Annotated in this window: 13 protein-coding genes; 7 read left to right on the top strand and 6 right to left on the bottom strand. The window is 64.5% G+C overall.

What is annotated here, in order from left to right:
• Window positions 1-54: 54 nt before the first annotated feature.
• Window positions 55-1,362, top strand: a complete 1,308-nt coding sequence (locus tag ACP691_RS02700; protein ID WP_426149949.1) for an MFS transporter — start codon at window positions 55-57, stop codon at window positions 1,360-1,362.
• Window positions 1,363-1,433: 71 nt separating this feature from the next.
• Here ACP691_RS02700 and purT read toward each other — a convergent pair whose 3' ends face one another.
• From purT to ACP691_RS02685, 3 genes are all read right to left on the bottom strand, one after another.
• Window positions 1,434-2,615 (bottom strand): formate-dependent phosphoribosylglycinamide formyltransferase, encoded by a 1,182-nt coding sequence (gene purT / locus ACP691_RS02695; RefSeq protein WP_426149948.1) that lies wholly within the window; start codon window positions 2,613-2,615, stop codon window positions 1,434-1,436.
• Window positions 2,616-2,729: 114 nt separating this feature from the next.
• Complete coding sequence (locus ACP691_RS02690) at window positions 2,730-2,948, bottom strand: DUF1289 domain-containing protein (RefSeq protein WP_426150208.1); 219 nt, start codon at window positions 2,946-2,948, stop codon at window positions 2,730-2,732.
• A gap of 19 nt (window positions 2,949-2,967) precedes the next feature.
• A complete protein-coding gene (locus ACP691_RS02685) occupies window positions 2,968-3,567 on the bottom strand; it encodes a CoA pyrophosphatase (RefSeq protein ID WP_426149947.1) in 600 nt (199 codons plus the stop codon).
• 115 nt (window positions 3,568-3,682) lie between these two features.
• On the opposite strand from ACP691_RS02685, the gene ACP691_RS02680 reads away from it, so the two are divergent.
• From ACP691_RS02680 to ACP691_RS02665, 4 genes are all read left to right on the top strand, one after another.
• A complete protein-coding gene (locus tag ACP691_RS02680; RefSeq protein ID WP_426149946.1) occupies window positions 3,683-4,246 on the top strand; it encodes an NUDIX hydrolase in 564 nt (187 codons plus the stop codon).
• Between the two features lie 28 nt (window positions 4,247-4,274).
• Complete coding sequence (locus ACP691_RS02675; protein ID WP_426149945.1) at window positions 4,275-4,820, top strand: L,D-transpeptidase family protein; 546 nt, start codon at window positions 4,275-4,277, stop codon at window positions 4,818-4,820.
• Between the two features lie 125 nt (window positions 4,821-4,945).
• Window positions 4,946-6,697: a ShlB/FhaC/HecB family hemolysin secretion/activation protein gene (locus ACP691_RS02670; RefSeq protein ID WP_426149944.1), complete on the top strand. Its 1,752-nt coding sequence runs from the start codon at window positions 4,946-4,948 to the stop codon at window positions 6,695-6,697.
• Window positions 6,698-6,715: 18 nt separating this feature from the next.
• Window positions 6,716-11,269: a hemagglutinin repeat-containing protein gene (locus tag ACP691_RS02665; RefSeq protein WP_426149943.1), complete on the top strand. Its 4,554-nt coding sequence runs from the start codon at window positions 6,716-6,718 to the stop codon at window positions 11,267-11,269.
• A 186-nt stretch (window positions 11,270-11,455) separates the two neighbouring features.
• Here ACP691_RS02665 and purL read toward each other — a convergent pair whose 3' ends face one another.
• A complete protein-coding gene (gene purL, locus ACP691_RS02660; RefSeq protein ID WP_426150207.1) occupies window positions 11,456-15,352 on the bottom strand; it encodes a phosphoribosylformylglycinamidine synthase in 3,897 nt (1,298 codons plus the stop codon).
• Window positions 15,353-15,562: 210 nt separating this feature from the next.
• Between purL and mltF the strand changes: the two genes are divergently transcribed.
• The gene (gene mltF / locus ACP691_RS02655; protein WP_426149942.1) at window positions 15,563-17,005 is read left to right on the top strand and encodes a membrane-bound lytic murein transglycosylase MltF; all 1,443 of its coding nucleotides are present in this window, start codon (window positions 15,563-15,565) and stop codon (window positions 17,003-17,005) included.
• A gap of 95 nt (window positions 17,006-17,100) precedes the next feature.
• Window positions 17,101-20,013 (top strand): dermonecrotic toxin domain-containing protein, encoded by a 2,913-nt coding sequence (locus ACP691_RS02650; protein WP_426149941.1) that lies wholly within the window; start codon window positions 17,101-17,103, stop codon window positions 20,011-20,013.
• Between the two features lie 26 nt (window positions 20,014-20,039).
• Here ACP691_RS02650 and tadA read toward each other — a convergent pair whose 3' ends face one another.
• Complete coding sequence (tadA, locus tag ACP691_RS02645) at window positions 20,040-20,525, bottom strand: tRNA adenosine(34) deaminase TadA (RefSeq protein WP_426149940.1); 486 nt, start codon at window positions 20,523-20,525, stop codon at window positions 20,040-20,042.
• Window positions 20,525-21,898, bottom strand: a complete 1,374-nt coding sequence (locus tag ACP691_RS02640) for a multicopper oxidase family protein (RefSeq protein WP_426149939.1) — start codon at window positions 21,896-21,898, stop codon at window positions 20,525-20,527. Before ACP691_RS02640 ends, tadA begins: the two co-directional genes overlap by 1 nt.
• Window positions 21,899-21,904 lie beyond the last annotated feature (6 nt).

Genomic DNA, 21,904 nt, shown 5'->3' with positions numbered 1-21,904 from the left:
CAACAATCCGCCAGCGCGGCCTGCCGCCCATGGCTCATGACTGTCGAGACACCCATGACCGCTACTACCCTTGCCCCAGCAGACGCACCCGCGGTTCGCCCCGTCAATTCCGCCACGCGCGTGGCTACGGCCAGCTTCATCGGCACCGCCATCGAGTTCTACGATTTCTACGTCTACGCCACGGCCGCCGCGCTGGTCATCGGCCCGGTGTTTTTCCCGCAGACCTCAGGCACGGCGCAGATGCTGTCGGCGTTCCTGACCTTCGGCATCGCCTTCCTGGCGCGACCGCTGGGTTCGGCTCTGTTCGGGCATTACGGAGACCGCATCGGGCGCAAGGCGACCCTGGTCGCTTCTCTCTTGCTCATGGGTGTCTGCACCACCCTGATCGGCGTGCTGCCAGGCCACGCGCAGATCGGCCTCTGGGCACCGGCCTTACTGTGCGTGCTGCGCTTCGGCCAGGGGCTCGGCCTGGGCGGTGAATGGGGTGGCGCGGCGCTGCTGGCCACCGAGAACGCGCCCAAGGGCAAGCGCGGCTGGTTCGGCATGTTCCCGCAACTAGGGCCATCCATTGGTTTCCTGGCGGCGAACGGCCTGTTCCTGGGGCTGGCCATGGGCCTGAGCGATGAACAATTCCGTAGCTGGGGCTGGCGCCTGCCGTTTTTGCTGAGCGCCGCGCTGGTCGTGCTGGGGTTGTATGTACGCCTGAAGCTGGTGGAAACCCCGGTATTCGCCGCGGCCCTGGCGCGCCAGGAAACGGCCCGGGTCCCGGTGGTGGAAGTGTTCAGCCAACATTGGCGGCCGATGCTCCTGGGCGCCGCCGCCATGGTGGTGTGCTACGCCCTGTTCTACATCTCCACGGTATTTTCCCTGAGCTATGGGGTTTCCACGCTTGGCTACAGCCGCCAGGCCTTCCTTGCCATGCTCTGTTTCGCCGTGCTGTTCATGGCCCTGGCCACTCCGGTGTCGGCCTGGCTGAGCGATCGCTACGGGCGCAAGCCGGTACTGGTGTGGAGCGCGCTACTGGCGATGCTGTCGGGCTTTGCCATGGAGCCTCTGCTCAGCCAGGGCACGACCTGGGGCGTACTGCTGTTCCTGAGCCTGGAGTTGCTGCTCATGGGTGCCACTTTCGCCCCCATGGGCGCCCTGTTGCCGGAGCTGTTTCCTACGCGGGTGCGCTACACCGGTGCGTCGGCCGCTTATAACCTTGGCGGGATCGTCGGGGCTTCGGCCGCGCCTTTCTTCGCCCAGAAACTGGTTGCCATGGGCGGGCTGAGCTGGGTGGGCGGCTATGTTTCCGCCGCCGCCCTGCTCAGCCTGCTGGCGGTGCTGTGCCTGAAGGAAACCCGGCACCAGGCCTTGTAGGTCTCGCTCGGAGTCCGCGAACCTTGCCATCTTCAAGAGCGAGGGTATAGGTTCGCCAGCTTCGCTGGTTTCTAGAGCTCGACCTTTACCGCCTGGGCGGCGCGGGTAGCCTTGGCCCGGGCGGCTTCGATGGATTCATCGCGGGCCAGGGCCACGCCCATGCGCCGCTGGCCATTGACCTGTGGCTTGCCGAACAGGCGCAGGGCGGTGTCCGGTTCGCTCAGGGCAGCGCCAAGGTTGGCGAACGCGGTTTGCGTGGACTGCCCTTCGACCAGCACCACCGCCGAGGCGGAGGAGCCGAACTGGCGGATCACCGGCACTGGCAAACCAAGAATGGCCCGGGCATGCAGGGCGAACTGGGAAAGGTCCTGGGAAATGAGGGTGACCAGGCCGGTGTCGTGCGGCCGTGGCGACACCTCGCTGAACCACACCTGGTCGCCCTTGATAAACAGCTCCACGCCAAACATGCCACGGCCACCCAAGGCCTCGGTCACCGCCCGGGCGACCTCGCGGGAAGCTTCCAGGGCTTTCTCGCTCATGGCCTGAGGCTGCCAGGACTCCTGGTAGTCACCCTTCTCCTGGCGATGACCCACCGGCTCGCAGAAGGTGGTGCCGCTGCCATGGCGAACGGTCAGCAAGGTAATTTCGTAATCGAAGTCGATGAACCCCTCCACGATGACCCGGCCTTTGCCGGCCCGCCCGCCTTCCTGGGCATAATCCCAGGCGCGCTGGACATCCGCCTCGCTCTTGAGCAGGCTCTGGCCCTTGCCGGAAGAGCTCATCACCGGCTTGACCACGCAAGGGAAGCCGAGCGCCAGAACGGCGTCGCGGTAGTCTTCGAACGCATCGGCGAAGCGGTAGGGCGACGTGGGCAGGCCCAGTTCCTCGGCAGCCAGGCGGCGGATGCCTTCACGGTTCATGGTCAGTTGGGCTGCGCGCGCGGTGGGGATCACCGTAAAGCCTTCGCTTTCCAGCTCCACCAGGGTAGCGGTGGCGATGGCTTCGATCTCCGGCACGATGTAGTCAGGCTTCTCGGCTTCGATCACGGCGCGCAGGGCCGCGCCGTCGAGCATGTTGATCACATGGCTGCGGTGCGCCACCTGCATGGCGGGCGCATCGGCGTAGCGGTCCACGGCGATGACCTCTACTCCCAGACGCTGCAGTTCGATCACGACTTCCTTGCCCAGCTCACCCGAACCGCAGAGCAGTACGCGTGTGGCGGTCGGCGAGAGGGGGGTTCCGATACGGGTCATGGCAGCTCCTCAACTGAACGAAACGAGGGCCGCCGGTGTGCAACCCTGGAAGGGGCGCATTCTACCTCAAGCGGCGGCCTGGGCGGGACCGTTGACCGAGGCCGTGGATGGGTTTCAGCGCATGACGCCCTGGGCGCGGGCCCGCGTCTGGGCCTGGGCAATGACCTGGCGCCGCTCGTCATTGCTCATCCTGCCCCACTGGGTGATTTCCTGCGCCGTACGCTGGCAACCGATGCACAGGTCATGTTCGTCCATGGCGCAGACGTTCACGCAGGGCGAACGCACCGGCCGCTCGGGCGCGGGCTGCGACGAGGCTTCGCCGGGGCTGGTCATCACGCAATGCTCCTTGTCATCAGGGCGAAGAATAGGGGCCGGTGGGCCTGTCCATGGTGATACCGGTGTCATACAGAAGGTTCACCAGCTCGACGATCATGATGGCGGTCAGCCCCCAGATCTTGAAACTTTCATAACGGTAACAGGGTACGTACCAGCTACGCCCCTGGTAATCGATACGATGGGTGTGTTCGCGCGGGTCTTGGCGGAAGAACTCCAGCGGAACGGAAAAGACCGCGGCGATCTCCGCATCGTTGGGGCGGTATTCGACGAACGCCGGTATCACCCCCACCACAGGGGTGACCTTCAGGCCATGAGCGGAGATGAGCGGGCTGAGGCCGCCGACCACTTCCACCATGCCCGGAGGCAGCCCGATTTCTTCCTCGGCTTCGCGCAGGGCGGTAAACGTAAGGTCGGGGTCCTCCGGGTCGCGCCGACCGCCCGGGAAGGCAACCTCACCGCCATGGGTAGACAGCCCCTTGGCCCTGAGGGTGAGCACCAATTGCGGTGGGTCGTCTCGAGTGATAGGCACCAGAACCGCCGCCTCCGGAAAGCGCTCGTCGATTTCCAGTGTTCCGGGCACATGATTGCCGATACGGCGTAGCAACTCCTCGAGCATGGCTTTCCTCGCTACTTGGCCTGCCCTCCATCATGCTACAAAGGCACTCAATGCCCAACCCCAAAAACACGCTCGCCCCCGGTCGAGACCGAACAGCCTACCCAGCGAGGCCCCGATGAAGTTCTGCAGCCACTGTGGCCATACCGTTTCCCATTTGATTCCCGAGGGCGATACCCGGTTGCGCTATGTCTGTGGCGCCTGCTCGCAAGTGCATTACCAGAACCCCAACATCGTAGCCGGAGCCGTGCCCATGTGGCAGGAGCAGGTCTTGTTGTGCCGCCGCGCCATCGAGCCGCGCAAGGGGTACTGGACCCTTCCGGCGGGCTTCATGGAAAACGGCGAAACCCTGGAACAGGCCGCGGCCCGGGAAACCGAGGAAGAAGCGTGCGCCCGCCTGCACGAACTGCGTTTGTACACCTTGTTCGACCTGCCCCATATCAATCAGGTACATGTGTTCTTCCGCGCCGAGCTGAGCGACCTGGCCTTTGCCGCGGGCGTGGAAAGCCTGGAAGTACGGCTCTTTCATGAAAGCGAGATACCTTGGTCGGAGCTGGCTTTCCGCACTGTGGCGCGTACCTTAGAATGCCTCTTCAGCGACCGGCGCACAGGCGATTTCCCGGTTCGCAACGAGGCGCTGCCACCGCTGTCGGCGCAGCAGATGGCAAGCCCTTCTCCCTAGCCGGCTGGTTCGAGGTTCGATTTCTTCAATGCGCGTGCTGTTTGCATTCCTGTGCCTGTCGTTCGCCTGCGCGGCCAACGCATCCTTCACCCAGACCATCGTCACACGCCCATTGACCCCGGCCGCCCCGCCGGCGGTCGTGCCCGCCGGCCCGGTGGACAAGCTGCTGGTGGTCAAGTCCGCCCGCCAATTGCAGCTGCTCAGCCGGGGGGTACCGCTGAAGACCTACCGGGTATCCCTGGGCAAGCAGCCCCGCGGGCCAAAAGAGCGCGAGGGTGACAAGCGTACCCCGGAAGGCCTGTACTGGGTGGACTGGCGAAAGATCAGCGAGCGCTACAACCTGGCCTTGCATCTGTCCTATCCCAACCCGAAGGACATGGCCAAGGCAAGGGAAGCTGGCGTCGAGCCGGGCGGCATGATCATGATCCACGGCACGCCTGCCAGCGAGGACTATCCGGAGTGGTACTTCCAATCCCTGGACTGGACCGACGGTTGCATCGCGCTCAAGAACGACGACATGCGGGAGCTGTGGAGCCTGGTGAAGGACGGTACCCTGGTCGAGATCCGTCCATAAGTATTTCCTAGGATTTTTCCCTCAAGATCCTCACCAGTTTCCTTCGCTGCCCTCGGAAGCCACTGACCGCGAAAACGAGGCGGACCGCGTAAGGTAGAAACCATTCATTCGGATGGTTTCTACCGATGCTGAAATTTCGAACCAAGCTTTCGAATATCGTACTTGCCTGCGCCCTGGCTGAAACAGTCCTGGCAGAGACTCCAGGTGGCGGGTCTGGCTTCCCGGCGCTACCGCCTACGCTGCTCGATGCCCCCCAGCGCTTCATCCAGGACAGCGAACGACGCCGCGAGGCCATTGAGGCCGAACAGCGCCAGCGCCAACTGGAGCGCCAACCGCCACCCTCGCCAAGCCAGCCCGCCACGCCGCCCTCCTCGCAGGACGCACCGGACGCCCCTTGCTGGTATCTCAGCGGGATCAGCGTCGAAGGCAATCGGCTGGTGTCGGACAGCCAGGTGCAGCATGCCGTTCGGCCTCTGCTCCGGCCATGCATGGGGCCGATGCGGATCAACCGCATCCTGGCGGCCATCACCCGGCTTTATACCGAGGCCGGCTATGTAGCCAGCCGTCCGCTACTGCTGTCCCCGCCCGCCGATCAGCAGCCCCTGGCCCTGGCCATCGAAGAGGGCTTCGTGGAAGCCATCGAGCTGGCGGACCAGGAGCTGCCGGTGAACCTGGGCGCCGCATTCCCGGGCATGATCGGCCAGCCCTTGCAGTTGCGGGCCCTGGAACAGGGGCTGGACCAGCTCAATCGCCTGCGCTCGGTAGACCTCGTCGCCGACATTGCGCCAGGCCAGTACCAGGGCGGCACCAAGGTAGCGCTGCGCGCCGCCAGTCGCCCGCCACGCTGGCAGGTCGACCTGGGCATGGACAATCAGGGAAGCGCCAGTACCGGGCGCCAGCGCATCAGCCTGAGCGCATCGCTGGACAGCCCACTGGAGCGCAACGACTTTTTCAGCCTGCACGGCGCTCGCAGCCGGGCCAGCGACACCGCGGGCAGTGAAACCCTGGGGCTGAATTACAACATTCCCTATGGCCCCTGGAGCCTTTCCCTGGCCGCCAACCAGTTCCGCTACAAGGCCCAGGCGCCGGGGTTGCTCAGTGTCCTCCCGATGCAGGGCACCTCCCATCTGTTCAGCTACGCGCTGGAACGCGGACTATGGCGGGATCAGTCCCGCTTGCTGAGCGCTACCCTGCGCCTGGATGACAAGCGTATCTCGGCCGGACTGGCCGGGCATCGCATCGCGCTACAAAGCCCTCGCTACCAGAGCCTGGAGCTGGGGCTCAACGGTCTCTGGGTGGGCCGCGCCAGATGGGCCGGCTACGTCGGCCACGGCCTGGGCTTGGGCGGGTGGCGAGAAGACGACGCCTGGCCGCGCAGACAACCCGGCGCGCGTAGCGCCCGCTACCGCAAATGGCGCCTGAGCCTCGTTCGCAGTTCAGCCCATGAGCTGGGAGGGCGCTACTGGACCCTGGCCAGCCAGTGGACCGGGCAATACAGCCAGGCCCCCATGCCCGCCAGCGAAAGCCTGGGCCTGGGCGGCAGTTCCCTGGTTCGCGGCTTTCGCGAACGCCCCATCGACACCGGCAGCGCCCTGGCCTGGCGCAACACCCTGGTTCTGCCCCTTGCCTTGGACCACGGCTTTCGCCTGAGCCCGAGCCTGGGCCTGGACGCCGGCTGGGCCGAAGGTCGAGGCCGGGCATCGCGCAGTCTTGGCCACGTCCCTATCCGAGGGGAGCGCCTGCTGGGCGGCAGCCTGGGCGCGACCCTGGAACACCGGCATGGCGCGCTGGCCGTGGAATACCAGCGGGCGCTTTATCGGCGCAACGCCCCCTTGGACGGGGATTACTGGCAGCTGGCTGTGCACTTGCGTTACTAACCTCCAAGAGAAGCCCCCATGAAAAACAAGACCAAAGGTTCTCCTGTACTCTTTCTACGCCCGGACCCCCTGCGCTGGGCGGTTGCCGGTGCCCTGCTGTTCCCTGTCACCGGCATCGCGATGGAGGGCCTGGTACCCCTGCCTGGCCCTGGCGGCACGGCGCAGGTAAGCCAGCAAAACGGCGTTCCCGTGGTCGCTATCACTGCGCCTAATCCCCAGGGCCTTTCGCACAATCCGTTCGACACCTACAACGTGCCCCTGCAAGGGCTGGTATTGAACAACGCCCTGGTGGCCGGTCAGTCGCAACTGGCGGGCGCCCTGGGCGCCAACCCGCAGTTCCAGGGCCAGGCGGCGTCCGTCATTCTCAACGAGGTGGTCGGGCAGTTGCCGTCGAACATCCAGGGGCCCCAGGAGATCTTCGGCCAGGCCGCCGATTATGTGCTGGCCAACCCCAATGGTATCCACGTCCACGGGGTCGGCTTCATCAATACCCCGCGCGCGGTCTTTCTCGTCGGCACGCCGGAGATCGAAAACGGCCGCCTGGCCGGCCTGAATACCTTCAACGCAGCGGGAGACCTGCGCATCAGCGGACGGGGCTTGAATACCGCCGCGGCCGTGGACCTGATCGCACCCAGGATCGATAGCCAGGGGCGCCTGGAGGTCGGCCCGAGCCTGACCGCCATCGCCGGGCGCAACCGTGTGCAGGCCGACACCCTGCAGGTGCTGGAAAGCCGGCAACGCCCTGAAGAAGCGCCGGGTATCGATCTCAACGTCCTGGGCGCGATGAAGGCCGGCCGCATCCGGATGATCAGCACCAGGGAAGGGGCCGGTATCCGCCTTGCCGGCCCTCAAGTAATAGGCAGCGCCGGGGTGACGGTCGCCTCGGCTGGCGACCTGAAAGTGGGGCCTGACGGCAAGGGCACCACGACCATCGCCGCCACCCAAGGGGACCTGGACCTGAGCGCGGACCGGGACGTGGAAATCATCGGTAGTCGCCTGGCAGGCAGAACGCTGGCCGTCAAGGCCAAGCGGGACCTGACCCTGGACGCCGCCACCGAACAGAACGTGCGAAACCAGCGGGAAGCCTGGAGCAGGAAGGCTCTGTTCATCACCACTGAAACCTACCGCAAGCACACCGAGGAGCGAAGTGACTCCCTGCAAGGCAATACCCTCACCGCCTCGGCAGGCATGAACCTGAGCGCGGGACGCAACGTCAAGGTGCGTGCCAGTGACCTGCGCGCCGAGGGCGCGCTCAAGGTCAGCGCCGCGGACAACGTCAATATCGAAGCCGGCGTCAGCTCACGCAGCCGAAGCCAGGAAATCCGGCATCGCAAGCATCTGTGGCGTGGGAACCTCGATGAATACAGGCTGGAAGAACAGGCCGTCGCTTCCAGGCTGCAAGGTGGGAGCCTGTCTATCGAGGCCGGCCGCAAAGCAGTGGTGCGTGGCAGTGATCTGGTGAGCCGGGGTGACCTGGACATAACAGCCGGATCCATCGAGATCGATAGCCAAGGCCTCAGGCATGAGGCCAACAAGGACAACTACCGGGGCGACCTGGTGCAGGGCTTCTTCTTCGCCGACAAGGGCGATCGCCAGGAAACCGGCCTGCGCCAGCGCGGTAGCGACCTCAAGGCCCAGGGCGTGGCACGCCTGATTTCCGATGACGTGCTCATTCGTGGCAGCAAGGTGGAGGGCAAGGCCGGTACCCTGACCGTAGGCGAAAAGGGCCCGGTTATCATCGATAGCGCCGCCGAGTTCACCCATATCAAGGACAGCCGCAGCGACACCAAGCTGGGAGGCGTTTTCGGCAGGTCCAGCAGCCTGGAACGTCAGCACACCGAAACGGTGGGTTCGACCGTGCGCACGGACGGCGACCACCGTAGCCTGAGCGCCAGCGACATCCGCGTTGTCGGCTCATCGATTGAAACAGTGGGCACGCTGCGACTGGAAGCCAAGGACAAGGTAGAGATCCTCGCCGCCAAGGACACGCTGACAGAAAGCACCCGCGCCGCTGAAGGCAAGCTATACGCCCATGCCGGCGAAACCCGCGCGGCCGAGGATGGCAAACCCGGCTCCAAGCAATGGTCGGCTGGCGTAGGTTATCAGCGCGAGACCACCGAGCAGCAGGTCGACACACTCAAGCACAAGGGCTCGAGCGTGACCGGCGCGAAGGTGATCACCACCGCGGACCAGGTGGCCGTGCATGGCTCGAAGGTGGAATCCACCCAAGGCAACAATGAAGTGCTGGCCCGCCAGCTCGAGGTCAAGACGCTACTGGATGAAACCAGGCGCAACCGCACCACCGCAACGGTCAAGGCAGGCGAACAGCTAACCGGGGGCATGGACCGGGTCGGCAGTGGCCATACCTTCGAAAGCAAGCGGGAAGAAGAGCGGCAGGAGCGCGCTACCGCTGCCCTGGCTACCATCAAGTCGGCGGCGGACATCCGTTTCGATGTACGAGAACACGCCAGCTACGAAGGTGCGGTCATCGACGCCAAGGGGCAAGTGATTGAAAAGGCGCAGACCATTGACCGCAAGGTTGTCACGGAAATCGACGATGTGCAGCACAAGCGCAGCAGCCTGAAGGTAGACACCGGCGTTAGCGCCGAGTGGAAGGATCTTACCCGCCCCATCGAAAAGCTGGTGAACGGGCAGGAGCAATCCCGCCTGCAGAAACAAGGAGTCGAGGACGCGCTGGCGCCGCCCTCCCTTGGTCTGGACGTGATGGCAAGTCATATGAACCGCGAACAGGGCACGCGCACTGAAACGCCGGTGGTGACTCAAGTCAGCGCAACGGGACTGGACGCGCAGGTGCAGGGGCGGCTCTATGACCAGGGCAGTGCCTACCGCATCGCGGGCGGCCAATCGCAGATCGAGGCAGGCAGCCATGAGGCGCCAGCGGCCGTATCCAGGCAGATAGAAACCCTCAAGCGCCTGGATGTCAACGCTGCGGCACGCGTGGACACGGTCACCAGTAGCGACATCAACGTAAAGCTGAGCGCCGATGGCTCATCCCGGCAGATGTTGCTGGATACCCAGACCGCCGTGCCCATGCAGCTTACGTCCCCTGGTGGCATCCGAGTGCAATTGGGCACCGACGGCCGCTACGAAGGCAGCCAGTTCGAAGGCAAGCCGGATATCAGGGCTGGTGGGGATGTGAAGATGCTGCAGGCACAGAATCGCGTTCACAAGGAAGAAAGCGAAACCAGCGGCTATGGGCTGCTCAAGGGGGGCACCGCACCCACCGGTGAAAACGCGCTCTTCATGGGCGCCTTGAACCACAAGGTTCTGGCGAGCACCGATACCACCGGGGTGGGCGTCAGTATCAAGGCGCCCGAAGGCTCGATCCAGGCGGGCGGTGACGCCGAGCTTCAAGGCGTCACTATCAACAACGGCAAGGCTGCGACGGAGCGCTTCTCTGTTGAGGCCGCGGGCGTAGCCTCCATCACCGCCAGGCTGGACACCCATGAGGCCCAAGGGCAAAGCCTCGGTGGCGCGCTGCAAGCCGGGTTCAGCCGAAACCCGTCAGCCGATGCCCGGCGCCTGGGCGGATCTCTCGGCGGGCATGTGGACATGGGCCGGGTGAGCGAGCAGGCCGAGCGCCGCATCGGGGCAGACTTGGCCGTGAAGGATCTGACCGTCACGGGCGGTGCCCACAAAGCAGTTGCGGTTCATCTGGAAGGTACCCAGTTGGCGGGCGATCGGCTGGAACTGAACGCACCCGCTGGAGGCGTGTTGATCGAGGCGGCGCGCGGCACGGAAGAAAAGGATAACCTGCAAGTAGCCTTGGGCGGCGAGGCAGGCATCAGCCGCGGGCTGGACAAGGACGGTGACGCCTCGGCGCTCTATGCCAGGGCCAAGGTGGACGTGGATAAGGTCGATAGCACCACCTACAAAAACGCCGACCTGCAAGTGAAGAGCCTGGAAGTGAGCACGGCCAAGGACCTTGAACTCAAGGGCGCGACCGTGAACGCACAGCACGTCAAGGGAAATGTGGACGGTGATCTACGGATCACCAGCGTGCAGGATCAGGTCAGCTCCACCCAGTTGAAAGTGGACGGTCGCTTCAGCAAGGAAAAGAACCCCCAGGGCCTGCTCAATGCCCTTGGCGCAATGACGGGCCCATTGGCCGGCAAAGCAAAGGACAAGGTCGGCGAGCAGGTACAGGCCCTTGACCAGACCCTGGCACCCAGCCTGCTGCTCGACGTCGTCACTCAGCAGCGCGACAACGTCAACCGCATGGCTTCGCTCAACGGTCAACAAGGCATCGACCTGAACGTGGCCGGCGACACGGCGCTGACCGGCGCCAAGCTTCGGTCTGGCTCAGGGCAAGTGAACCTGGGCGGCAGCGAGGTGCGTCTCGATGACCTGCATACCCAGGATTACCGTGCGGACGTCAGCCTCAACGCCGCGGCCAGCCCGGCCGAACTGATCAGCAGCGTCGTCGAGGAGTTCACGGCCAAGCGCAGCGACCAGGCCAAGGCAGACGAGCATGGCAACCTGGGGGTGATCCGCACCGGTGGCCATGACAGGTCCCAGACGTTGAAGGCAGCGGTGGAGGACCGCCGCTGAAACGATCATCGCCGCCAAGGCGGGCTGCTACGGGAATGGGACCGGTATCCCGTAGCAGCCGCGCCGGGCCACGCTGGCTTGCGCGCGACTAGGCCCGACACAGGCGCCACCCCCGGTCGCCGCCAAGGCGGCCATGGGGTAGGCGGTCCGGTATCTCGCCGTCGCCTGGATCGTGCTGGCCTGCGATCAGTTCACCCACACCCGGGCATTGCGGAACATGCGCATCCAACCACCGTCTTCGCTCCAGTCGTCGCCGTACCATGAGTTCTGCACGGCGCGGAATACCCGCTCCGGGTGCGGCATCATGATGGTTACGCGTCCGTCGCGGCTGGTAAGGCCGGTGATACCCCGAGGCGAGCCGTTAGGGTTGGCCGGGTAGGTCTCAGTGACCTTCCCGTGGTTGTCCACGAACCGCAGCGCGACGCAGCCGGAAACATCCGCCTCGATCAGCGCCTGCTCGCTGGCGAATTCCGCGTGGCCTTCACCATGGGCAATGGCGATCGGCATGCGCGAACCGGCCATGCCTTGCAGCAGGATGGAGTTGGATTCCTGCACCTGCACCATGGCCACCCGGGCTTCGAACTGCTCGGAGCGGTTGCGTACGAAGTGCGGCCAGTGCTCGCTGCCTGGAATGAGCTCATGCAGGTTGGACATCATCTGGCAACCGTTGCACACGCCCAGGGCGAAGCTGTCGCTGCGCTCGAAGAACGCCTGGAAGGCATCCCGGGCGCGGCTGTTGAACAATGCGGACTTGGCCCAGCCCTCGCCCGCGCCCAGCACGTCGCCGTAGGAGAAGCCGCCGCAGGCCACCAGGCCCTTGAAGTCGTTGAGGTCGACCCGGCCGGCCAGGATATCGCTCATGTGCACATCCAGGGCGCTGAAGCCGGCGCGATCGAAGGCGGCGGCCATTTCCACCTGCCCGTTCACGCCCTGTTCGCGCAATACGGCAACCTTCGGCCGTACGCCGCTCTTGATATAAGGCGCGCTCACGTTCTGGTTGACGTCGAAGGACAGCTTGGCATGCAAGCCAGGATTGTCCTCCTCCAGCAACGCATCGAACTCCTGGTCCGCGCAGGTGGCGTTGTCGCGCATCCGCTGAATGCGATAGCTGGTTTCAGCCCACTGGCGGTGCAGCAGGCGTCGCTCGCCTTCGAACAGGGTGTCATCGCCCAGGCGAATGGAGACATGGCCGTTGTTCACCGGCTTGCCGATGACCACCACGCAGTCTTCCAGGCCAGCGGCGCTGAACTGGGTGAGAATGGCCGGGGTCGCGTCATGGCGGACCTGAATGACCGCCCCCAGTTCTTCGTTGAAAAGCACCGCCGCGGCGTCTTCACGGCCATGGGCCAGGGTATCCAGGCGCAGGTCCAGGCCGCAATGGCCGGCGAATGCCATTTCCAGGGCAGTGACCAACAGGCCGCCATCGGAACGGTCATGGTAGGCCAGCAGGTGGCCGTCGGCGTTGAGCCCCTGGATCACCGCGAAGAAGGCCTTCAGGTCTTCGGCGTCGTCGACGTCCGGCGCAACCTGACCGAGCTGGCCGTGCACCTGCGCCAGGATGGACGCGCCCATACGGTTCTTGCCACGGCCCAGGTCGATGAGGATCAGATCCGTTTCGCCCTTGTCCAGACGCAGTTGCGGGGTGAGCGTCTTGCGGATGTCGGTGACCGGCGCGAAGCCACTGACGATCAACGACATGGGCGAGGTGACCGCCTTGTCCTGGCCCTCTTCATGCCAGCGGGTCTGCATGGACATGGAGTCCTTGCCCACCGGAATGGTGATGCCCAGCGCCGGGCACAGCTCCATGCCCACTGCCTTGACGGTGTCATACAGGCGAGCGTCTTCGCCCGGGTGGCCCGCCGCGGCCATCCAGTTGGCGGACAACTTGATATCGGACAGCTGGCCAATGGCCGAGGCAGCCAGGTTGGTGAGGGTTTCGCCAATGGCCATGCGCCCGGAAGCCGGGGCGTCCAGGAGCGCCAACGGGGTGCGTTCACCCATGGCCATGGCTTCGCCGGTGTAGACGTCGAAGCTGGTGGCCGTCACGGCGCAGTCAGCGACCGGAACCTGCCAGGGCCCGACCATCTGGTCCCGGGCTACCAGGCCGGTGATGGTGCGGTCGCCGATGGTGATCAGGAAGCTCTTGCTGGCCACCGCGGGATGCCGCAGGACCCGGGTAATGGCGTCGGCCAGGTCCAGGCGGGCCGGGTCGAAGTCATCGCCCTGCTCGGCTTCACGGGCGACACTGCGATGCATGCGCGGCGGCTTGCCCAGGAGCACTTCCAGCGGCATGTCTACCGGACTGTTGCCGAAGTGGCTGTCGGTCACGGTCAGGTGCGGCTCGGCGGTGGCTTCGCCGACCACCGCGAACGGGCAGCGCTCGCGTTCGCAGATGGCCTGGAAGCGTGGGAAGTCCTCGGCCGCCACCGCCAGTACGTAGCGCTCCTGGGATTCGTTGCTCCAGATTTCATGCGGGGCCATGCCAGGCTCGTCATTGGGCACGTTGCGCAGCTCGAAGCGGCCGCCACGTCCACCGTCGTTGACCAGCTCCGGGAAGGCATTGGAAAGACCGCCAGCGCCCACGTCATGGATGAAGCGAATCGGGTTGGCGTCGCCCAGCTGCCAGCAGCGGTCGATGACCTCCTGGCAGCGGCGCTCCATCTCGGGGTTTTCCCGCTGCACGGAGGCGAAATCCAGGTCCGCCGAGCTGGCGCCGGTGGCCATGGAGGAAGCGGCGCCGCCGCCCAGGCCGATCAGCATGGCCGGGCCGCCGAGCACGATCAGCTTGGCGCCCACCGGAATCTCGCCCTTCTGCACGTGGTCGGCGCGGATGTTGCCCAGGCCGCCAGCCAGCATGATGGGCTTGTGGTAACCCCGTACTTCCTGCCCACGGGGGCTGTCGACCGCCTGCTCGAAGGTACGGAAGTAACCGGTCAGGGCCGGGCGACCGAACTCATTGTTGAAGGCTGCGCCCCCCAGGGGACCCTCGATCATGATGTCCAGTGGGGTGACGATACGCTCGGGCTTGCCGTAGGCCTTTTCCCAGGGCTGCTCGAAGCCGGGGATGTTCAGGTTCGAAACGGTGAAGCCGGTCAGGCCGGCCTTGGGCTTGGCGCCACGGCCGGTGGCGCCTTCGTCGCGGATCTCCCCGCCGGAACCGGTGGAAGCCCCAGGGAAGGGTGCGATGGCGGTGGGGTGGTTATGGGTTTCCACCTTCATCAGAATGTGCACCGGCTCGCGCACGGCGCCATATTCGCCAGTCGCCGGGTTGGGGAAGAAACGCCCCGCCTCGTGCCCCACGATGACCGCCGCGTTGTCCTTGTACGCCGACAGGACGCCCTCGCTGTGCATCTGGTAGGTGTTCTTGATCATGCCGAACAGGCTTTTTTCCTGGGCCTGGCCGTCGATGTCCCAACTGGCGTTGAAGATCTTGTGGCGGCAGTGCTCGGAGTTCGCCTGGGCGAACATCATCAGCTCGATGTCGTTGGGGTTGCGCTCAAGCCCCTGGAAGCTGCTGACCAGGTAATCGATTTCGTCGTCGGCCAGGGCCAGGCCCAGGCTCACGTTGGCCGCCTCGAGGGCCGCGCGGCCGCCACCGAGCACATCCACGGAGGTCATCGGGCGAGGCTCGGCATGGCTGAACAGGGCCGCGGCGTCCTCGAGACGCTCCAGCACGCGCTGGGTCATGCGATCGTGCAACACCGCCGCGACCTGAGCGGTTTGTTCGTCGCTCAGCTGGCCTTCGACGTAGTAGGCGATCCCGCGCTCGAGCCGCTCCACGCTGGCCAGGCCGCAGTTATGGGCGATGTCGCTGGCCTTGCTGGACCATGGCGAGATGGTGCCGGCCCGTGGCACTACCAGGAACAGGCGCCCCATGGGCTCCTGCACCGCTACGCTCGGCCCGTACTTGAGCAGGCGAGCCAGCACTTGCAGCTGTTCGTCGTTGAGGTCCGCCTTGAGTTCGGCAAAGTGGGCGAACTCGGCGTACACACCGGTGACAGCTGGGACCTTCTGGCTCAGTTGCTCCAGTAATTTACCGTGGCGAAAGGCAGAAAGGGCAGGAGCGCCGCGCAGGATCAACATCGTGGGGACAGCCTCGGGAGGGGTGTAGATTGGGTCGTGCATTCTAGCCTAAACCGCCGGCGGAGGCACCCGTGACAGCGCCGGGCGGTGCCGACGGCATCGCGGTGTTCGAACCGCCCTGCCCTAGCAGAACCCTGTTGCACTGTCGAGATATGGCCCGCGGGGCGCTTTGCGTATACTGCGGCTATGTTTGCCTCGATCGTTCCCCACATGCGCCACACGCTGTGGCTCCTCGCAACCGGTTTCCTGTTGATGCTCAGCGGCTGTGTGGAAAAACCCAGCACACTGGAGCGGATAAAGGAAGATGGCGTGCTGCGCGTGATCACACGCAACAGCCCGGCCACGTACTTCCAGGACCGCAGCGGTGAAACCGGTTTCGAGTACGAGCTGGTCAAGCGCTTCGCCGACGATCTCGGGGTGAAGCTGGAAATCCAGACCGCCGACAACCTGGACGACCTCTTCGCCCGCCTGGGCCAGCCAAACGGTCCGGTACTGGCCGCCGCCGGGCTGGTCAGCAGTAGCTCGCGCCAGCAGAGCGCGCGCTTTTCCCACCCCTACCTGGAAGTCACCCCGCAGATCATCTACCGCAATGGCCAGGCACGCCCCACCGAGCCGAAGGACCTGGTCGGCAAGAAGATCACCGTGCTCAAGGGCAGCACCCATGCCGAACAATTGGCCGAGCTGAAGGCCCGCAATCCCGGGCTCGACTACGAAGAATCCGATGCGGTGGAGGTGGTAGACCTGCTGCGCATGGTGGACGAGGGCCAGATCGACTACACCCTGGTGGACTCCAACGAAGTGGCGATGAACCAGGTGTATTTTCCCAACGTGCGGGTTGCCTTCGACCTGGGCGAGGCGCGAGACCAGCGCTGGGCCGTGGCGGCCGGTACCGACAACAGCCTGCTGCACGAGATCGATGGCTTCCTCGACAAGGTCCGCCGCAATGGCACCCTGCAGCGGTTGAAGGATCGTTACTACGGCCACGTGGACGTACTCGGCTACGTCGGCGCCTATACCTTCGCCCAGCATCTGCAGGAGCGCCTGCCCCGCTTCGAGAAGTATTTCCAGGCAGCGGCCAAGCAGGAACGGGTGGATTGGCGACTGATGGCCGCCATCGGCTACCAGGAATCGATGTGGCAGGCGTCCGTTACTTCCAAGACAGGCGTACGCGGCCTGATGATGCTCACCCAAAGCACGGCCCAGGCGATGGGCGTGGCCAATCGGCTCGATGCTCGCCAGAGCATCTTCGGGGGCGCCAAGTATTTCGCCCTGATCAAGGATCAGCTCGACGAAAGCATTCAGGAGCCGGACCGCACCTGGTTCGCCCTGGCGGCCTACAACATCGGCACGGCGCACCTGGATGACGCCCGCAAGCTCGCTGTGGACGAGGGGCTGGACCCGAACAAATGGCTGGATGTGAAAAAGATGCTGCCCCGCCTGTCCCAGAAAAAGTGGTACAGCAAAACCCGCTATGGCTATGCCAGGGGCGGTGAGCCCGTGCATTTCGTAGCCAACATCCGCCGCTACTACGACATTCTGACCTGGGTGACCCAGCCTCAGGGCGAGGGCGCCGCCGTGGCCGACGGCAACCTGCATGTACCGGGGGTAGACAAGACTCGCCCCGCCGAGCAGAAGAACTCATCGCCGCTTTGACCATGGCGCTTCACCCCTGGCGCGGCACAGATATGTAGCGCCTGCCGGAACCTTCCTGGGCACATCCTCGAAAACCCTATCGAGGAGACACGCCTGTGATACAACCCCCGCCTGATTCCCTTCACTCCTACCTCCAGGCCCTGGCAAAGACCCTTGCGCGAAGCTGCCCAGACCTGCGCGAGAGCATCCGTCGTCTGGCCGCGCAGTTCCTGCAAGCGCATGGTTTGCCTGGCTTGGACCCGGACCGCGTATATTGGCACCGCTTCGCTGAAGCGGTAAGCAGCCCTCGCGCGTTCACGGGTTGGGCCCACTACCAGAAGCCGAGTGAATCGATGACGCTGGCGCAGTTGGTCATGCACCGCTTCAACAGCAACGACCAGGATGCCCAGGACCAGTTGGACCAGCTTAGCGGTTTCTACACAGTGGGCCCTGACGCGCCAGTATTCGATGAGCGCAACGAAGTTCGCGTTTTACCGCACCAATTGCTCGAATGGTTGTGGGCTACCGATCCGAAAACCCGACTGCTCAACCACACCCGGACCTTCTGGCGCGAGCATCAGGCCGATTTCCGCTTGCTGGCCAAGGCGCACTTCATCGCCCAAGGGCTGGAGGCACGGCAAACCGGCGCCATTTCCGACGCCGACCTGGGGTATCTGCTGGGCGTGCTGGCCGGTGGCGCTCACGCCTCGCTCGACATGCAGCAACTCACGGCAGAATGCGCGGCCGACACGGGCGGTGCCCGCGTTTACCTGCTACAGATCGGTGAGTGTCAGTCCAGTGATCTCCTGGGCGTGGAAAATGCCAAGGGGGAGCATTTCTTGTGGGTGCCCGGCTCCGCAGGCAGTCTGCACAAGTTCGGGTCCATCAGGGCCTTGCATTGGTGGTTGCTGGAACACACGAAGGACGCAGAGGGTCGGGCCCGATTCGTGCTGCATTTCCCCTTGAAGACGCGCCTGGAGGCCTCCGACAACGACCTGAATCACAGCATCGATCAACTGTTCTACCAGTGGGGCAGCCCGGCAGGCGATGCCTGGATTCATCACCCAGAACAGCGCCTGGCTGGCGATGCTTTCACTGCCTTGGCGTGCAAAAGCCGAGAGCGCATGCTCGAAGATGCGCAACTGCTGCTGCACAGCAATGCCCAGCAACGAAAGAAGATGTGGCTGGGCTACCTGGGCGCCGCCAATCAAGTGTTTGGCCCCATGGCAGCGCTGGACTGGCCCGTTGCCTTGGCAGTGGTCGGCGCAGGCTTGGCCGATATCGGCCTGAATGTCGATCAAGCGCTGAACGCGCCCCTACGGGCCGAGCGTGAAGCGGGCGTGGCAGGCGCGATAGTCGCTGGCATCAATACGCTTTTCAACGGGCTGTACCTGTGGGGTGCATGGGCGAACCCAGGCAATGTCCCCGAGAACGAGGTGATACCCGAACGTGCCAGCTTCGGCGAAGCCGGTACAGGCATTGAGCTTCCTGATCTGCCCGACCAGACGACACTGCTGGCCCAGCCAACCGAGGTTACCCCCCAGGCCAGCCTCTTGGCGCACTATGAAGCCAATGTGATTCTCGACGCCTACCCCCTTGGCACGCAAGGCAGGGCGGCGGGCATCTATGCGCTACCGGGAGGCGCGAACTACGTGAGCATCGAAGGCTTGCCTTACCGTGTGCGTTACTCGGCGCAGCTGCAAACCTGGATGATCGTCGATCCGGAGCAGCCCTTCGCTTTCCACGACTGCCTGCCCCTAGCTCGCACCGAAGCAGGCAGTTGGGTAGTGGCGCAAGGCGTCAGGCTGCGAGGCGGCGCCCCATTTGGAAAACTTTGGCCGTGGGCACGCTACCCAAGGCTTCGCATCACCCCTTATGTACCTGGCCGCTATGACTTGCCCACGCAGTACGAGCAACGCTTGTGCGAGGTCATCCTCGATCCGGAGAATCGCACGTTGCAAGGGTACGTTGATCCGAGCACAGGCGACTCCGGGCTATTCGCCAACTTCGAGCAGAGGCAAGACCAGCTCACCGAGGACGCTTGGCAGTTCTTCCAACGAGCCGTAGCGCAACCCCACCCCAGCCTTGAACCACTGGCGGCGAGCATGCCAGTAAAGCAGGTCGTTCGCTCGATCTTTGCGCAGAGTCGTGGCCTGGTGATCGGCGAAGCTCACTCACACATCGCGGCCAAACAGTTCCTGGTGGAGCAACTTCCGAACATGGCCAAGGAAGGTGTGCAAACACTTTATATGGAACACTTGCTGACCGATGCCAACCAGACCGACCTGGATGCGCTCGCCACCACGGGCAAGCTCCCCCCTCGCCTGCGGCAATACCTCAAGGACCTCGACGAAGGCCACGAGACCGATCCTGATGGCCGCTATACCTTCAGCGCTGTGGTAAAGGCTGCGGCGAAAAGCCGTATCCGCATCAAGGCCCTGGACTGCGCCGCCAGCTATGGAGGGCGCGTCAGCATCGATCTGCGTAACTCGGTTCGCCAGCAGCGAATGAATTATTACGCCCACGAATTGATGCGCACTGCTCCACCTGAAGGCAAATGGGTGGCGCTGGTGGGCAATACCCATTCCGACCGCTACCTGCAGGCGCTTGGCCTGGCAGACCTTGAAGGGGTCGTCAGCCTGCGCGCGGAGGATGTTCCTCTCAGCGTGGCGGCGGGAATCGAACCTGACGAGGGTGTCATCGTGCCCCGCACGGACCGGCGCTCGCTCCTGGTCAGGAGTGACCTGCGCCTGCGAGTGCCCAACCGCCGGCCCGGTGTGAACCTGGACAAGTCCGTGGAAACTCGACTGGCCGCCCGGGGTAGCTTCCTCATTGTGCAACGCGGCCAGGACCTTGAAATGCTACACCGTAGCCGCGCTGGAGAAATCGTGCGCACGCCGGTGGTCCGAGCGCATGGCCGATTCGTCATTCACCGGGACCAATGGCCCCAGGTCAGTGGGCAAGCCTACGCCTCGCTTGAACGGCTGATCGCGGCCCTGCAAGCGATGGGGCTGACTCCTGTTGGCTAGGGCACCAGGCGTGGCGCTATCCGCGCTCAGTGCGAACCGCCCCGCCTGCTTTTGAAAAAGCCGCTGAGCAAGGTAGCACAGGCCTCGGCAAGCACGCCGCCTTCCAGCATGGGCCGGTGATTGAGGAACGACTGCTCGAAGAACCGGCCCTGACTTTGAACGATGCCTGCCTTGGGCTCGGTAGCGCCGAATACGATACGAGCGATACGCGAATGCACGATCAAACCCGCGCACATACTGCATGGCTCCAGGGTCACGTAAAGGGTTGTGCCCGGTAGCCGGTAGTTACCCAGCGCGGCGGCCGCCTCTCGTATCGCCACTACTTCGGCGTGGGCGCTAGGGTCGTGGGTGCTGATCGGGCAATTGAAGCCCTGGCCGATCACTTCCCCCTGATGTACCACTACAGCGCCTACGGGTACCTCACCCAAGGCCGCGCCCCGCTCGGCCAGCTCAAGGGCCCGTTGCATGAAATGGGTATCCCGGCTGCGGTCCACGATCAGGGGTTGGCGCATCAGGCCACCTGTATGGCGGCCATCAGGCCGGTTTCCATGTGGTCGATCACATGGCAGTGGAACATCCAGGTACCAGGATTATCGGCCACCAGGGCGACCTGGGCGCGCTCATTGCGCCCCAGCAGGAAGGTGTCAGTGAAGTAAGGAATGATCTTGCGCCGATTGGACCTGATTACCTTGAAGCTCATGCCGTGCAGGTGGACCGGGTGTTGATACTGCGTCATGTTCTTCAGCTCGAAGATATAACTCTTGCCTCGCTCCAGACGGGCAATCGGCCGGTCGGCACAGGTTTTGTCATTGATGTCCCAGGCAACGCCATTGATCTGCCAGAGGCTGGGCTGGGCCTCCACGCCCGCGGCGACGGTGCTGCCGACCCATTCGAAATTGAAGTTGAGTTTTTCAGCGCTGGCCAGGTCGGGCTCGGCTATCGGGTTGGCCGGCAAGGGCGCGGGCCAATCACTGGTCTGGCCGTCCACGGCCACGGCGCGGAACGTACCCAAGCGCACCGGCCCATCACGCAGGGCAATTTCCTCCCCCGCTGCCGGCACGCGCAGGGCCACGCACACTCGCATGCCTGGGCCAAGCCAGTAGTCCTTGCCGAAGGGGCGGGGTTCGATGGGGTTACCGTCCAGGGCATACAGCCGGGCCTCGCCGGCCCCTTTGAGGTTCAGCCGATAGGTGGCGGTGTTATCCAGGTTCAACAGGCGCAAGCGCACCACTTGCCCGGCAGGCAAGTCCAGGGTGGGGTTGGCCGCGCCATTGATGGTCGACAGCCGGCCCAGGGTTCCGTTGCGTGCCGCTTCACGAGGAATGCTGAAGGGGAGGAACGCGCCCTGCTCGTCCACGTGCCAGTTCTTCAGGCACAGGGTTCGCTCGTGGAGGAAGCCGGTTGGCTCGCGCTCCTCGATGATCAAGGGCCCGACCAGGCCGCGCCCCAGTTGCTCGCTGCTGGCAACGTGGGGGTGGTACCAATAGCTACCGGCGTCCGGGACCCGAAAGCGGTAAATGAAGGACTCGCCGGGCAATACTGGCATCTGGGACACGTAGGGCACCCCGTCCATTTCCAAGGGCAAGCGTATGCCATGCCAATGAATGGTCGTCGGCACCGGTAGCCGGTTGGTGAAACGCACCCGCAGCCAGTCGCCTTGCCGAACCCGCAGTTCCTGACCTGGCGCCGAGCCGCCGAAGGCCCAGGCGGGCGTCTGGAAGCCCGGCACCAGCTCAACATCCAGGGGCGCCGCGATCAGCTCATAGTCGTGGGTAGCGGCCGCCTCGTTACGACCCAGCCAATAGCGGGCGGCACCGCCCGCTCCCAGCCCTACCACAGCCAGGCCGGAAAGGCCCGCAAGGATCTGGCGACGTGTGAAGGACATGACGAT

It is taken from the genome of Pseudomonas sp. DC3200b2 (genome assembly GCF_049895785.1).
Lineage (GTDB): Bacteria > Pseudomonadota > Gammaproteobacteria > Pseudomonadales > Pseudomonadaceae > Aquipseudomonas > Aquipseudomonas massiliensis.
This window is presented reverse-complemented; position numbering and strand designations above follow the sequence as displayed.

Bases quoted from the DNA above. Each gene is read 5' to 3' on its own strand.
- ACP691_RS02675 (WP_426149945.1), top strand. From the start codon at position 4,275: ATGCGCGTGCTGTTTGCATTCCTGTGCCTGTCGTTCGCCTGCGCGGCC.
- ACP691_RS02640 (WP_426149939.1), bottom strand. From the start codon at position 21,898: ATGTCCTTCACACGTCGCCAGATCCTTGCGGGCCTTTCCGGCCTGGCT.
- purL (WP_426150207.1), bottom strand. From the start codon at position 15,352: ATGTTGATCCTGCGCGGCGCTCCTGCCCTTTCTGCCTTTCGCCACGGT.
- mltF (WP_426149942.1), top strand. From the start codon at position 15,563: ATGCGCCACACGCTGTGGCTCCTCGCAACCGGTTTCCTGTTGATGCTC.
- ACP691_RS02690 (WP_426150208.1), bottom strand. From the start codon at position 2,948: ATGACCAGCCCCGGCGAAGCCTCGTCGCAGCCCGCGCCCGAGCGGCCG.
- tadA (WP_426149940.1), bottom strand. From the start codon at position 20,525: ATGCGCCAACCCCTGATCGTGGACCGCAGCCGGGATACCCATTTCATG.
- ACP691_RS02670 (WP_426149944.1), top strand. From the start codon at position 4,946: ATGCTGAAATTTCGAACCAAGCTTTCGAATATCGTACTTGCCTGCGCC.
- ACP691_RS02700 (WP_426149949.1), top strand. From the start codon at position 55: ATGACCGCTACTACCCTTGCCCCAGCAGACGCACCCGCGGTTCGCCCC.
- ACP691_RS02685 (WP_426149947.1), bottom strand. From the start codon at position 3,567: ATGCTCGAGGAGTTGCTACGCCGTATCGGCAATCATGTGCCCGGAACA.
- purT (WP_426149948.1), bottom strand. From the start codon at position 2,615: ATGACCCGTATCGGAACCCCCCTCTCGCCGACCGCCACACGCGTACTG.
- ACP691_RS02665 (WP_426149943.1), top strand. From the start codon at position 6,716: ATGAAAAACAAGACCAAAGGTTCTCCTGTACTCTTTCTACGCCCGGAC.
- ACP691_RS02680 (WP_426149946.1), top strand. From the start codon at position 3,683: ATGAAGTTCTGCAGCCACTGTGGCCATACCGTTTCCCATTTGATTCCC.